Raw genomic sequence first — 13,180 nt, forward strand, 5'->3', positions numbered from 1 at the left:
ACGTTAAGATCAGTCCAAATACGATTCTGATTACAGTTAAAGCGTTGCATAATGTGAATAGCATTTGCAGTGTTAGGCATTAAATGCTATTTAGTTGCTCATCATCTAAACCTCTAAAGTGGAAAGACAATGAAAAAAGTATTAAAACCAATCATGATTGCAGCTTTAGCGCTTCCAACTTTTGCATTTGCAGATACCACTACCGCAGCTAAAGTTCAACAAGCACGCGGTGCAACCACAGCACCTGCGGCACAAGCCAATGGTAATATTACGGTACAAAGTCCGCGTACAGGTATTCGCTATACCTTTGCCAATCCAAATCAACGCCCAGTGGTTCTGCAAACGGCTGCTATTGCTCCTGTAAATGCAGCAACGGTGAACCGTATTGTGGCTTCAAACCCAGCGCTTTCTCCTGTAAGTCAAGAAAATGCTAAACAAGCGCTTTTGTCTAGCTCAGCACAGCTTGCTTCAAATTAATCAAATGCTGCTGCATAAAACCAATCTTCGGATTGGTTTTTTTATCCATTGGAGCGTAAAACCTCGGGGTTTAGCCCATAGGTATCTACACAATTTCCGAGCTTTGCGTTAAATTGAAGAGCATGCTCTTCAATTTAACATCTCTGGTCTGGATCAGCGTCTTGTCAAACGTTATAACAGCCTTGTAAAACTCAATATGAATCCTCTTGCTTCACTTGCTCCCGCAATCAAAGACCTGGCCTCTACCCAAAAGTCGAGTTTCTCAACTACACAGGCTGTTTGGCGATTCCTGAATAATAATAAAATCTCTTTTAGTCAATTAAACCAGCCGATTAAGCTTCTTGCATGCGAACAGATCAAGACATCACCGCATCAGTATGCATTAATCGTTCATGACTGGTCTCAACTGCAGTATGTGAAGCACAGTCATAAGGTTCGGCGTCTTCAAAGAACAGAGGCGAATTCAGGCTATGAATTGCAAAGCAGTTTACTTGTCGATGCGTCATCAGGGCTCCCAATTGCGCCATTAGCTCAGACGCTAACAGATGCATCCGGCTGTTATTCCACATTCAGTGAACAATACAGCGAGCGCAAGTCCCATTTGGACTCACTCGCAGAACAAATCAAAACGATTGAACAGTATCCGATTGAGAAAACAAAAGTCCATATCATTGACCGTGAAGGAGACTCGATTGCCCACTTGAGGGAAATCAGCAGCCATGGTTTCAAATGGTTGATTCGGGCCAAAGAAAGCCATCGGATTGAGCATCAAGGGGAAACCTACAAAGTTGCAGAAGTCGCAGAAAAAGTAGTAACTCAGCAAGTTAAGCCGATTGCTTATAAAGGAAACAGGCATATGCTGCATGTTGGAGAAACCGATATTCGGATAACGCGTGCAGCAAAACCGAAGAGAAAAGATGATTTAGGCCAACGGGTTGCTCCCCAGCCAGGCAAGGCAGTTACAGCCAGATTAATTGTTGCTGTGGTGAAAGATGCTCAAGGTAAAACAGTCGCGAGATGGTCGCTGATCAGCAATGTTTCTTCAGAGATTGATGCGGTAGAATTAACCACCTGGTATTACTGGCGCTGGACAATTGAGTGCTATTTCAAGCTTCTGAAGCAGGCAGGCCATGACGTTGAATCATGGCTTCAGACCACACCTGCAGCGATTTTAAGACGGCTCCTCTTTCAGGCCGACAGCAGAAGAGAGGTAAGTTGGAAAGTGCACCTGCAATATTGGCAGGACTTTCGATTTTACTGAACACTCTTCAACTGCTCTCAGAATATTCAATAGATGAACTGAATGAAATCGCAACAATTGCATTAGGTACATCAAGATGTGTAGATACCTATGGGTTTAGCCCGAGGATATAAGCGAGTGGCGTAAGCCATTAATGCGGTGTTTGCTGTTGTTGAATATATTGTTTAACAATTCCAATTGGCGCACCGCCACATGAAGCAGCGAAGTAACTAGGCGACCACAAAGCACTGCCCCATAGCTTGTTTTTAATTTCAGGGTGTTTGGTTCTTACAATGCGACTTGAAGCACCCTTTAAACTATTCACTAAGCTAGAAATTGCTATTTTAGGTGGATAATTCACAAGCAAATGAACATGATCGTGTTCACCATCAAACTCTACCAACTCGGCTTCAAAGTCTAAGCAGATACGCTCAAACACTTCACGCATTGTTTCAAGCATTGCTTTGGTAAAAACATCTCTACGGTATTTAGCCACAAAGACTAAATGTACATGCATATTAAAAACACAGTGGCGACCTGTTCTAATCTCTTGACTATTGCTCATAGACCAAATATATTTTAATCATGAAAACACTTAAATTACGCATAAAAGACAAACATTACAAGGTACTAGACCAACTCGCATTGGAAGTAAATTTTGTTTGGAATTATGTGAATGATTTAGGATTTAAACATCTAAAAAGAAAAGGTGAATTTCTTTCAGCTTACGATATTGCTAAATACACGAAAGGCACATCTAAAGAATGCAATCTGCATAGTCAAACTGTTCAAGCGATAACAGAAGAATTGGTTACTCGAAGAAAGCAGTTTAAAAAAGCAAAGCTAAAATGGCGGGTGAGTAATAAGAAGTCTGCAAGACGTTCTTTGGGTTGGATACCCTTCAAAAAGGTTGCAATCAAATATGCTGATGGCTACGTGCAGTATGGCAAGCATCAATTCAAGCTATGGGATAGCTATGGACTATCAAAATACAACGTCAAAACAGGCTCATTTGTAGAAGACAGTCGTGGACGTTGGTATGTTTGTTTAGTTGTTGATAAGACAAAACAAGTTAAATCAAAGGGTAATACCTCAATCGGTATAGATTTGGGCTTAAAAGACCTTGCAACCTGTTCAGATGGCGTAAAGCTCAAAGCCCCTCAAATCTATCGGCAATACGAACAAAAACTTGGCATTGCTCAACGTGCTAGAAATAAAAAGCGTGTTAAAGCGATTCATGCCAAGATTAGAAACATACGTCAAAATACGCTACATCAATTCAGTCATAAATTGGTGAATAAACATGCAGCCATCTTCGTTGGTAATGTGAATGCAAAGGCATTAGCACGGACTAAACTAGCGAAGTCTGTATTAGATGCAAGTTGGACAACACTTAGAACCATGCTCAAGTATAAATGCGAGAACGCAAGTGTATGGTATAAAGAAGTCAATGAAGCCTATACCACCCAAACTTGTTCGAGCTGTGGCTCACGCTGTAGTAGTCCGAAAGGTAGAACGGGACTTGGAATAAGAGAATGGCAGTGCATGGAATGCGGTACATTCCATGATAGGGATATAAATTCCGCACTGAATATTCTTGCGCTCGGACATGAGCGTCTAGCAGTAGGAATCCCCGTCCTTTAGGTCATAGGTATCTACACATCTTGATGTACCTAATGCAATTGTTGCGATTTCATTCAGTTCATCTATTGAATATTCTGAGAGCAGTTGAAGAGTGTTCAGTAAAATCGAAAGTCCTGCCAATATTGCAGGTGCACTTTCCAACTTACCTCTCTTCTGCTGTCGGCCTGAAAGACGGGCCAGAAATATACGAATTTTCTGATTTTGTTCATCTTCAGAACGCTGTATTCGCCAAGTCAGTACACACGCCATACTGCTGATCAGGAGCCGTCTTAAAATCGCTGCAGGTGTGGTCTGAAGCCATGATTCAACGTCATGGCCTGCCTGCTTCAGAAGCTTGAAATAGCACTCAATTGTCCAGCGCCAGTAATACCAGGTGGTTAATTCTACCGCATCAATCTCTGAAGAAACATTGCTGATCAGCGACCATCTCGCGACTGTTTTACCTTGAGCATCTTTCACCACAGCAACAATTAATCTGGCTGTAACTGCCTTGCCTGGCTGGGGAGCAACCCGTTGGCCTAAATCATCTTTTCTCTTCGGTTTTGCTGCACGCGTTATCCGAATATCGGTTTCTCCAACATGCAGCATATGCCTGTTTCCTTTATAAGCAATCGGCTTAACTTGCTGAGTTACTACTTTTTCTGCGACTTCTGCAACTTTGTAGGTTTCCCCTTGATGCTCAATCCGATGGCTTTCTTTGGCCCGAATCAACCATTTGAAACCATGGCTGCTGATTTCCCTCAAGTGGGCAATCGAGTCTCCTTCACGGTCAATGATATGGACTTTTGTTTTCTCAATCGGATACTGTTCAATCGTTTTGATTTGTTCTGCGAGTGAGTCCAAATGGGACTTGCGCTCGCTGTATTGTTCACTGAATGTGGAATAACAGCCGGATGCATCTGTTAGCGTCTGAGCTAATGGCGCAATTGGGAGCCCTGATGACGCATCGACAAGTAAACTGCTTTGCAATTCATAGCCTGAATTCGCCTCTGTTCTTTGAAGACGCCGAACCTTATGACTGTGCTTCACATACTGCAGTTGAGACCAGTCATGAACGATTAATGCATACTGATGCGGTGATGTCTTGATCTGTTCGCATGCAAGAAGCTTAATCGGCTGGTTTAATTGACTAAAAGAGATTTTATTATTATTCAGGAATCGCCAAACAGCCTGTGTAGTTGAGAAACTCGACTTTTGGGTAGAGGCCAGGTCTTTGATTGCGGGAGCAAGTGAAGCAAGAGGATTCATATTGAGTTTTACAAGGCTGTTATAACGTTTGACAAGACGCTGATCCAGACCAGAGATGTTAAATTGAAGAGCATGCTCTTCAATTTAACGCAAAGCTCGGAAATTGTGTAGATACCTATGCCTTTAGGTCGCGGAGGATGTCAAGTCAAAAATGAGTGTGCATTGAAAAGTTAAAGCAAACAAAGTCTTCTGCTCGATTTTTTCTGAAAATTCTAATAAGCTGTGTTTTTTCTAACAAATGAATTGGACGTTTAAAATGCCAGTAGGTGACGTATCAATGCCACAAATGCACGTGGTGAAAGGGGTAAGAATCGGAACGGCTGAAGCTTATGTGCGCTATCAGAACCGACGTGATCTTGTCATTTTCGAATTTGCTGAAGGAACGAATGTTGCGGGTGTTTTCACTCAAAATGCGTTCTGTGCAGCGCCCGTGCATGTGTCTAAAGCGCACTTACAAGTGGCGAATCCGCGCTACCTCATTATTAACACTGGCAATGCCAATGCAGGTACAGGCAAGACAGGCATGCTGAATGCTGAGCGTACTTGTGCAAAATTGGCTGAGCTTGCCGGTGTGCAAGCAACGGAAGTGTTACCGTTTTCAACAGGGGTGATTGGTGAACAATTGCCGTTGGAGCGTTTGTTAAATGGTTTACAGCCTGCATTAAATAGTTTGCGTGCTGATGCTTGGGGTGCTGCTGCTACTGGGATTATGACCACAGACACCACACCAAAAGGTGCATCTGAGCAATTCGAATTGGATGGCATCACGTATACCATGACGGGTATTTCTAAGGGTGCAGGCATGATTCGTCCCAATATGGCAACGATGTTGGGCTATGTAGCAACCGATGCACCTATCAGCCACGAGTTGGTTCAGCAACTGTTGAGCGAAACGGTCAATGTTTCTTTCAACCGAATTACCATTGATGGTGATACTTCAACCAATGACTCCTGTATCTTTGCAGCTACGGGTCAAGCGGGTGGTGTTGAAATTAGCTCAACCCAAGATCCACGCTATACCGTAGTGCTAGATGTACTCACGCGTATGATGAAACGTCTTGCACAACTGATTGTACGTGATGGTGAAGGTGCAACTAAGTTTATTACGGTTGCTGTTGAAGGTGGGTATGACACGCAAGAATGCTGTGATATTGCTTATAGTATTGCACATTCACCTTTGGTTAAAACTGCGATTTTTGCGTCAGATCCGAACTGGGGACGTATCTTGGCTGCGATTGGTTATGCTGGGGTTAAGAATTTAGATGTTGAAAAAATTCAAGTTTGGTTAGATGATGTGCAAATCTGTAAGGATGGTGGTGCGGCTGCCGATTACACGGAAGCGGAAGGTGCTCGTGTAATGTCACAAGCTGAAATGACCATTCGTGTAGATCTAGGACGCGGGGCAGCGAAAGACACAGTGTATACCTGTGACTTATCTTATGACTATGTGAAGATTAATGCGGATTATCGCTCTTAATCTTAACGAGTTTAAAAAAAGCCTCCTTTGGAGGCTTTTTTAGCATAAGAACTTTTGAATGATTGGTCAAAAGCCGAGAAGCCATTTGACCAATAAATTAAGTGCGGGACTTGCTTGCCGACAAGCATGAAGGGATGAATGAATGATGAACAATGCGACCAATTTAATTGCCAATGACGCAAAATCAATTGTACAGGCGCATTTGGACCGTTTGGGTGAAACCAAAGACTCCAAGCTCAGTGAAGAAGTGAAGCAAGAAAAATTTGCTTTAATTTTAGCCGAGTTGAAAAAGCGTGATGCAGTATTGGTAGCGCACTACTATTGCGATCCTGAAGTGCAGGAATTGGCCGAGTTAAGTGGTGGCTGTGTTTCTGATTCATTGGAAATGGCCCGTTTTGGTCGTGATCATCCAGCATCGACCTTGGTGGTGGCGGGCGTTAAATTTATGGGGGAAACCTCAAAAATTTTATCACCGAATAAAACCATTCTGATGCCCACTTTAGAGGCTACATGTTCTTTAGATTTGGGTTGCCCTGTTGAAGAATTTAGTCAGTTTTGTGATGCCCATCCAGACCATACAGTAGTGGTCTATGCCAACACTTCAGCAGCCGTTAAAGCCCGTGCCGATTGGGTGGTGACCTCAAGCTGTGCAGTCGAAATTATTGAGCATTTAGACAGTTTGGGTGAAAAAATTATTTGGGCACCTGATCAGCATTTAGGCCGTTATATCCAAAAGAAAACAGGCGCTGACATGTTGCTTTGGGATGGTGCATGTATTGTGCATGAAGAATTCCGTGCACGTGGCATCGCGCAAATGAAGGCGCTGTATCCTGATGCTGCGGTACTGGTACATCCTGAGTCGCCTGAGTCAGTGGTGGATGTTGCTGATGCTGTTGGAAGTACTTCACAGCTGATTAAAGCTGCACAAGCCTTACCCAATGAGCGACTGATTGTGGCAACCGATCGGGGTATTTTCTACAAAATGCAACAAGCGGTGCCCAACAAAATTTTGGTTGAAGCACCAACAGCCGGAGAGGGTGCAACCTGTCGTTCTTGTGCACACTGCCCGTGGATGGCAATGAATGAGCTGGATGGTATTTTAGAGGTATTACAGCGTGGCGATCAGGAAATATTCGTAGATCCTGCACTTGCTGAGCGTGCGAAATTACCTTTAGATCGCATGTTGGATTTTAGTGCATCGCTAAAACGTTAAAATTTGTATAAAAAATGCCTGAAACGCTTGATTAATATACATTTGACGTGATTTTTTTATTTTTTTTAAATATAGGTGTTGACGTTATCAAGCGTCACGCCTAGAATGCACACCGTACCGAACGAGATGTTCGATACAAAAGCTGAGATGAATCGGAGCATAGCACAGCCTGGTAGTGCACCTGGTTTGGGACCAGGGGGTCGTAGGTTCGAATCCTACTGCTCCGACCAATTCTTCAAGGCAAGGTTATCCATAATACCTCGTATTATTGGTCATGCGCCTGTAGCTCAGTTGGATAGAGCATCCGCCTTCTAAGCGGATGGTCACAGGTTCGAATCCTGTCAGGCGCGCCATTAGGTAGCTTGGTATTAAGAACCGACACGTTATGGTGGATGTAGCTCAGTTGGTAGAGCCCTGGATTGTGATTCCAGTTGTCGCGGGTTCGAATCCCGTCATTCACCCCAACTTTAAAAAGTTGAAATCGGAGCATAGCACAGCCTGGTAGTGCACCTGGTTTGGGACCAGGGGGTCGTAGGTTCGAATCCTACTGCTCCGACCATTTCTTGAAATGGTCAAGATAAAGATGCCGCGTTGAGCGGTTTTTTTATGCCTGAAATTTAGTAAAGTGCATAAAAAAGCCTTCGTGACGAAGGCTAAAGGTAAGCGTCCGCTGAACACACCTTATGAATTCGTCCTATAAGCCTTAATTTAGTCCTCACTTAAAAACAAGTGGGAACTTAAATTTATGACTACAAATAACCAGACATCCATCGCATCTCTTACGATAAAACGAAGAACATATAGTGCTGAATTTAAACAGCAGATCGTTCAGGCGTGTAAAGCATCGGAGGTTTCAATTGCTTCGGTCGCTTTGCAACATGGATTGAATACACATCTTGTATCCAAATGGATTCGCTTAATTGATGCTAAGCCAGGGAATGATCGCTCACTACTACCGAATAAACCTGCATTTATTGCCTTATCTTGCTCTGCACCATTAGATCCTATTTCTACTGGCATGTTAACGGTTCAAATTACTTTACCCCACTCAAAAGCAGAAATTGGCTTGAAATGGCAAGTATCAGAAATATCTGCTTTAGCAGAATTACTCAAGGCACTTACAACATGATCCGTATCGATGAAATCTGGTTGTCTACCCAGCCCATGGACATGCGTGCAGGTATGGATACGGCCATGGCTCAGGTGGTGAGAGCCTTTGGCTACATCAAACCGCATTGTGCTTACCTGTTCTGTAATAAACGTGGCCATCGCATGAAAGTGCTGGTACATGATGGACTGGGCATCTGGCTGTGTGCCCGGCGGTTGGAACAGGGAAAATTTCACTGGGCTAAAGTTCACCAGGGTGAAAGTGTAGCCCTCAGCCCAGAACAGTTACAGGCACTGATCCAGGGTTTGCCTTGGCAGCGCATTGGACGACAGCAGGTGGTGACGATGCTCTAAACTAGCTTGGTCCATTCTGCTATAGTCAAACTACTTTATTATTCATACAAGATTCGAAAAAAACTCGAAATAACTCATCGACTGAGTCGATCAACCATTCTTTACGCTTACGTTTAACCCATGCCCACATGTGTTCTATAGGATTTAAATCAGGGCTGTATGCAGGAAGCCAAAGAATTTTATGCCCTTGTTGTTCCAATAACTCCTGAATATCTGCTCTTTTATGAAATGCTGCATTATCCATAACCACTACACTATTTTCTGGTAATGCTGGTATGAGGAATTGCTCAATCCAAAAATGAAAAACATCTGAATTGATTTTGCAGTCAAATAAACCGACTGAAAATAACTTACCCTCATGGATTGCTCCAATGGCATTGGTCTGATTCTTTAATTGCCAATTATATTGCCATAAACAGGGTACTCCTTTTCGTGAGTAGCCATGAGGTCTATAATCATGTGACTTAAAACCACTTTCATCCAGATAAATAATCGGATGGTTTTTTTCTAATTCATTCACTTGCAGAATAAATTTATCCCTAAGCTTTGTATCTGCTTTAGGATGGCTTAACGTCTTTTTTTAACTGTAATATTTAAGCGCTTTAATGCAGCACCAATAGATGAAACACCACAATTAAAACGTGCAGCACGTTCATATTGATAAGCATCAGGATACTTTTCAACATCTTCACGTAAAGCATCATCGTTAATTTTAGAAGGTTTACGTACACGAGTTTTTTTAATCTCTATACGTTTCTTCCATTCAACAATGGTATTTTTATTAATTTCAAATTGTGCAGCTACCGCTCGAATAGAATAACCTTCCTCAAGCTTAGCTAAAATTTTACGTCTAAAATGTTCTGAATAACTCATTGCACCATTGTATTGGTTTTATAATGATTTGACTATATTCTCCAAACGTTCTATTTCCTCTGCGTCATGACCTCAGGCATACTGCGGTCATGAATACGCTGCCTGATTTAAGCCAACTGACCCATGAACAACTGCTGGAATTTACCCGGCAGTTGGCAATGCAGCATCAGTCTTTGGCACAATCAAATCAAGAATTAGAAAAATCAAACCAGCAATTGGATGCCAAAGTTCAACATCTTTCCATTCTCACGCAAAAATACGAGCATGAGCTCGCACTATTTAAACAGCACAAATTTGGCAGTAAAAACGAACATCTCACCGCAAAACAAATCCATCTGTGGGATGAAGCGGTCGAAGAAGATATTGCCGCTGTTGATCTGGAACTGGAACGGCTGAATGCAGATAAAACTGATGCAGCGACACACAAAGCCACAGTCAACAAACCTAAACGTCGACTGCTGCCCGATCATCTACACACCATCCGTATCGAGCATGAACCAACATCAACCCAATGTGCTTGTGGCTGCACCTTGCGTCGTATCGGCGAAGATATCAGTGAAAAACTACATTTCAGACCGGCACAGTTCTATAAGGAACAGCATGTGCGTGGCAAATGGGTCTGTGATCAGTGTGACACACTGACTCAGCAAGCGATGCCCGCCTATGTGATTGATAAAGGCATTGCCAGTCCTGAACTGCTTAGCCATGTGTTGGTCTCGAAATACGCAGATCATTTACCGCTGTACCGTCAACGTCTGATCTATCAGCGGGCGGGAATCGAGCTTTCTAGATCAACTTTATCTGACTGGATAGGTCGCTGCGGTGTAGAACTGGAACCTCTGGCCAATGCTTTAAAAGAGGTGGTGCTGCAACAGCGGGTGATCCATGCCGATGAAACGCCGGTCACCATCATGCGGATGAGTGATGATGAGAAAAAACCGAAGAAAGGTTATGTCTGGGCCTATGCAACAACCCAATATAATCCAATTCAAGCCGTGATTTATGACTTTCAGGATAGTCGTTCAGGCCAGCATGCTGAAGCGTTCCTGAAAGACTGGCAGGGCCATCTGGTCTGTGATGATTACAGTGGTTATAAAGCACGCTTTAAATCAGGCCAAGTCATTGAGGTGGGCTGCATGGCGCATGCTCGTCGTAAATTCCATGAACTGCATGTGACCAAGAAAAGTCAGGTCGCTGAACAGGCCTTAGTGCTGATTCAGAAACTGTATGCCATAGAAGCAGAACTCAGGAGAAAGACCGATGGTACAGCAGAACAGCGCCGCGAATACCGACAACAGCATAGTCAACCGGTGATGCAACAACTGTATGAATGGCTCAACCAGCATCAACTGACGGTGCCATCGAGTTCTCCAACCGCCAAGGCCATCAATTACACTCTGAAGCGTTGGCCAGCTTTAAGCCGCTATCTGGATGATGGCAATCTACCGATTTGCAATAATTGGGTGGAAAACCAGGTGCGGCCTTGGGCGTTGGGACGTAAGAACTGGTTATTTGCAGGTTCGCTGCGTAGTGGTCAGCGAGCGGCAAACATCATGACTTTAATCCAGTCAGCAAAGCTGAATGGGTTGGATCCGTATGCCTATTTAAGTGATGTGCTGAAAAGATTGCCGACCCATAAAGTGACCCAAATAGAAGAATTGCTACCACACCGCTGGAAATCCAACTCAAATTAAAAAATAGACATGGGGTTCAGCGGACGCTTACGGCTAAAGATAAAACATAAATGCTTAAGGAATAATAATAATATTCACACGACGATTCAGCGCTCGATTTTCCTTGCTGCTATTTTCTACCAGAGGTTGTGATGCACCGCGACCCATGCTCTGAATATTTTGAGTTTTAAACCCTGTTTCGATAAAAATCTGGCTAACTGTTGATGCGCGTTTCTTCGAGAGTATTTGGTTGTAGCTTGGGTCACCAATATTGTCTGTATGTCCAACCACTTTAATTTTATTTAAATTGTATTGCTGTAGCTGTTTAGAAAGCGCTTCGAGTGCGGATTTTTGAGAGGCTTGAATATAGTCAAACCGCTTATTTACCCATACACTCGTTAAAGAAACGACTAAAAAGCTTATCTATTGAGTTAACCAACCATTTTTTCCTTTTTGCTTTCACCCATGCCCACATTTTTTCAATAGGATTAAGGTCAGGACTATAAGGTGGTAACCAAAGTATTTGATGCCCATGTTGGCTTAATAGATCTTGTATATCTGGTCGTTTATGGAAGGCTGCATTGTCCATGACAATTACACTATTCGAGGGTAGTTCTGGTAATAAAAACTGATCTACCCAAAAATAAAATACATCCGAATTTACTTTGCTATCAAATAAACCCACTGCAAATAACTTACCCTCATGGATTGCTCCTATTGCATTGGTTTGATTTTTTAATTGCCAATTATATGTTCCATAACAAGGAGTTCCCTGTTTTGAATAACCATGAGGTCTATGTTCATGAGATTTAAATCCACTTTCATCAAGATAGATGATCGGGTGTTGATACCTTAATCGGTTTAAATCTTTTAAATACTGCTCTCTGAGTTCTGTTTTTGCTTTCGGGTGCCGTAAGGTCTTTTTTTAACTGTAATATTTAGACGCTTGAGCGCATCTCCAATTGTAGAAGTAGCACAACCAAAACGAGCAGCGCGTTCATATTGATAATCATCGGGATATTGCTCAACATCTGCACGTAAGGCATCATCATCAACTTTAGATGGTTTTCTTGGTCGAGTTCTTTTTATTTCGATTCGCTTTTTCCATTCGACAATTGTATTTTTATTAAGGCTCTAGACTAACATATCTATTCTGCTAGTCTAGAGCCTTATTAATTTCGAAGTGCTGAGCAACCGCTCGGATAGATTGACCTTCTTCAAGCTTGGCTAATATTTTCTTTCTAAAATGTATTGGATAACTCATATCAGTATTGTATTGGTTTTTTGGCGTGCGGACTATATCGGATTGCTCAAATCCAAACAATAATTTTCAGGCAGTCTCAGCGTCCAGCCTTCTTCGTTCAGGGTAAAGCCTTGTTTCTTCAGCATGCGTGTTTGCTTATAGTTGAGGTACCCTAAACTCAGGCAGTCAGATAAAGCAGTGATAAGCATAAATTTGCAAACATGTTTTAACATGAGGGTTCCTGATCAGGATTTATGCAAGGTGTGATATACCACCCTTGAGCTAAGTTTTTGGCTTTATACATGGCATTGTCTGCTTCAGCAATCAAATCTTCAGGCGTTGTTGCACATTTTGAGAAAGCAACGCCAATACTGAAACTAAAATGAATCTGTTGTTGATCAAAAGACAACGGGGCTTTACTGCATTCGATTAAATGCTTGCAAATTAGTTCTAAATGATCATAGTGTTTGATATTACGAAGCAGAATTGCAAACTCATCACCACCTAATCGTGCTACCACATCGTGGCTTCTGACATTCTTTTTTAAGCGTTGAGCCATTTCTTTGAGCACGGCATCACCTGCTAAGTGCCCATAAACATCATTAATGTTTTTAAAGTTATAGGACTTACG

At 42.6% G+C, this 13,180-nt stretch carries 12 protein-coding genes, 4 tRNA genes and 4 pseudogenes; 12 read left to right on the top strand and 8 right to left on the bottom strand.

Annotated features, from left to right (window positions below):
• The first annotated feature begins 129 nt into the window (after positions 1-129).
• Both AC4MDD_RS03165 and AC4MDD_RS03170 read left to right on the top strand, forming a co-directional pair.
• On the top strand, positions 130-477 hold the full coding sequence (locus tag AC4MDD_RS03165) for a hypothetical protein (protein WP_114837871.1): 348 nt from the start codon (positions 130-132) through the stop codon (positions 475-477).
• A gap of 196 nt (positions 478-673) precedes the next feature.
• Positions 674-1,738, top strand: coding sequence for a transposase (locus tag AC4MDD_RS03170; RefSeq protein WP_490747410.1), 1,065 nt, complete (start codon positions 674-676; stop codon positions 1,736-1,738).
• Between the two features lie 130 nt (positions 1,739-1,868).
• On the opposite strand, the gene tnpA is transcribed toward AC4MDD_RS03170, so the two are convergent.
• Positions 1,869-2,282, bottom strand: a complete 414-nt coding sequence (gene tnpA / locus AC4MDD_RS03175; protein ID WP_005402021.1) for an IS200/IS605 family transposase — start codon at positions 2,280-2,282, stop codon at positions 1,869-1,871.
• Between the two features lie 20 nt (positions 2,283-2,302).
• On the opposite strand from tnpA, the gene AC4MDD_RS03180 reads away from it, so the two are divergent.
• Complete coding sequence (locus tag AC4MDD_RS03180) at positions 2,303-3,361, top strand: RNA-guided endonuclease InsQ/TnpB family protein (protein WP_058951462.1); 1,059 nt, start codon at positions 2,303-2,305, stop codon at positions 3,359-3,361.
• On the opposite strand, the gene AC4MDD_RS03185 is transcribed toward AC4MDD_RS03180, so the two are convergent.
• Positions 3,335-4,609 carry a transposase gene (locus tag AC4MDD_RS03185; protein ID WP_491882280.1) on the bottom strand — a complete coding sequence of 425 codons (1,275 nt, stop codon included), beginning with the start codon at positions 4,607-4,609 and terminating at the stop codon, positions 3,335-3,337. The two genes, AC4MDD_RS03180 and AC4MDD_RS03185, sit on opposite strands and share 27 nt — an antisense overlap.
• A 256-nt stretch (positions 4,610-4,865) precedes the next feature.
• On the opposite strand from AC4MDD_RS03185, the gene argJ reads away from it, so the two are divergent.
• The 8 genes from argJ (at position 4,866) to tnpB (ending at position 8,760) form a co-directional block, all read left to right on the top strand.
• A complete protein-coding gene (argJ, locus tag AC4MDD_RS03190; RefSeq protein ID WP_114837919.1) occupies positions 4,866-6,086 on the top strand; it encodes a bifunctional glutamate N-acetyltransferase/amino-acid acetyltransferase ArgJ in 1,221 nt (406 codons plus the stop codon).
• Between the two features lie 145 nt (positions 6,087-6,231).
• On the top strand, positions 6,232-7,299 hold the full coding sequence (nadA, locus tag AC4MDD_RS03195; RefSeq protein WP_114837920.1) for a quinolinate synthase NadA: 1,068 nt from the start codon (positions 6,232-6,234) through the stop codon (positions 7,297-7,299).
• A 153-nt stretch (positions 7,300-7,452) separates the two neighbouring features.
• Positions 7,453-7,529: transfer RNA gene (locus AC4MDD_RS03200), tRNA-Pro, on the top strand.
• A 46-nt stretch (positions 7,530-7,575) separates the two neighbouring features.
• Positions 7,576-7,652: transfer RNA gene (locus AC4MDD_RS03205), tRNA-Arg, on the top strand.
• Positions 7,653-7,687: 35 nt separating this feature from the next.
• Positions 7,688-7,763 (top strand) — tRNA-His (locus tag AC4MDD_RS03210).
• An 18-nt stretch (positions 7,764-7,781) separates the two neighbouring features.
• Positions 7,782-7,858: transfer RNA gene (locus AC4MDD_RS03215), tRNA-Pro, on the top strand.
• 186 nt (positions 7,859-8,044) lie between these two features.
• Complete coding sequence (locus AC4MDD_RS03220; RefSeq protein WP_490738207.1) at positions 8,045-8,428, top strand: transposase; 384 nt, start codon at positions 8,045-8,047, stop codon at positions 8,426-8,428.
• Positions 8,425-8,760, top strand: coding sequence for an IS66 family insertion sequence element accessory protein TnpB (gene tnpB / locus AC4MDD_RS03225; RefSeq protein WP_004642106.1), 336 nt, complete (start codon positions 8,425-8,427; stop codon positions 8,758-8,760). Before AC4MDD_RS03220 ends, tnpB begins: the two co-directional genes overlap by 4 nt.
• Before the next feature lie 25 nt (positions 8,761-8,785).
• Here the strand turns inward: tnpB and AC4MDD_RS03230 are convergent, their stop codons facing one another.
• Positions 8,786-9,280, bottom strand: a complete 495-nt coding sequence (locus tag AC4MDD_RS03230) for an IS630 family transposase (protein WP_005402037.1) — start codon at positions 9,278-9,280, stop codon at positions 8,786-8,788.
• Positions 9,281-9,327: 47 nt separating this feature from the next.
• On the bottom strand, positions 9,328-9,633 hold the full coding sequence (locus AC4MDD_RS03235; RefSeq protein ID WP_000122230.1) for an IS630 transposase-related protein: 306 nt from the start codon (positions 9,631-9,633) through the stop codon (positions 9,328-9,330).
• Positions 9,634-9,722: 89 nt separating this feature from the next.
• Here AC4MDD_RS03235 and tnpC point away from each other — a divergent pair, with 89 nt between their 5' ends.
• Positions 9,723-11,327: an IS66 family transposase gene (gene tnpC, locus AC4MDD_RS03240; RefSeq protein WP_205667426.1), complete on the top strand. Its 1,605-nt coding sequence runs from the start codon at positions 9,723-9,725 to the stop codon at positions 11,325-11,327.
• 54 nt (positions 11,328-11,381) lie between these two features.
• Here tnpC and AC4MDD_RS03245 read toward each other — a convergent pair.
• From AC4MDD_RS03245 to AC4MDD_RS03260, 4 pseudogenes are all read right to left on the bottom strand, one after another.
• Positions 11,382-11,639 (bottom strand): annotated as a pseudogene (locus AC4MDD_RS03245) (OmpA family protein); the annotation flags it as partial.
• A gap of 46 nt (positions 11,640-11,685) precedes the next feature.
• A pseudogene (locus AC4MDD_RS03250) lies at positions 11,686-12,159 on the bottom strand (IS630 family transposase); the annotation flags it as partial.
• Positions 12,160-12,176: 17 nt separating this feature from the next.
• A pseudogene (locus tag AC4MDD_RS03255) lies at positions 12,177-12,570 on the bottom strand (IS630 transposase-related protein).
• Between the two features lie 205 nt (positions 12,571-12,775).
• Positions 12,776-13,165 (bottom strand): annotated as a pseudogene (locus AC4MDD_RS03260) (GGDEF domain-containing protein); the annotation flags it as partial.
• Between the last annotated feature and the right edge of the window lie 15 nt (positions 13,166-13,180).

It is taken from the genome of Acinetobacter sp. CAU_H_29a_1, from assembly GCF_058599505.1.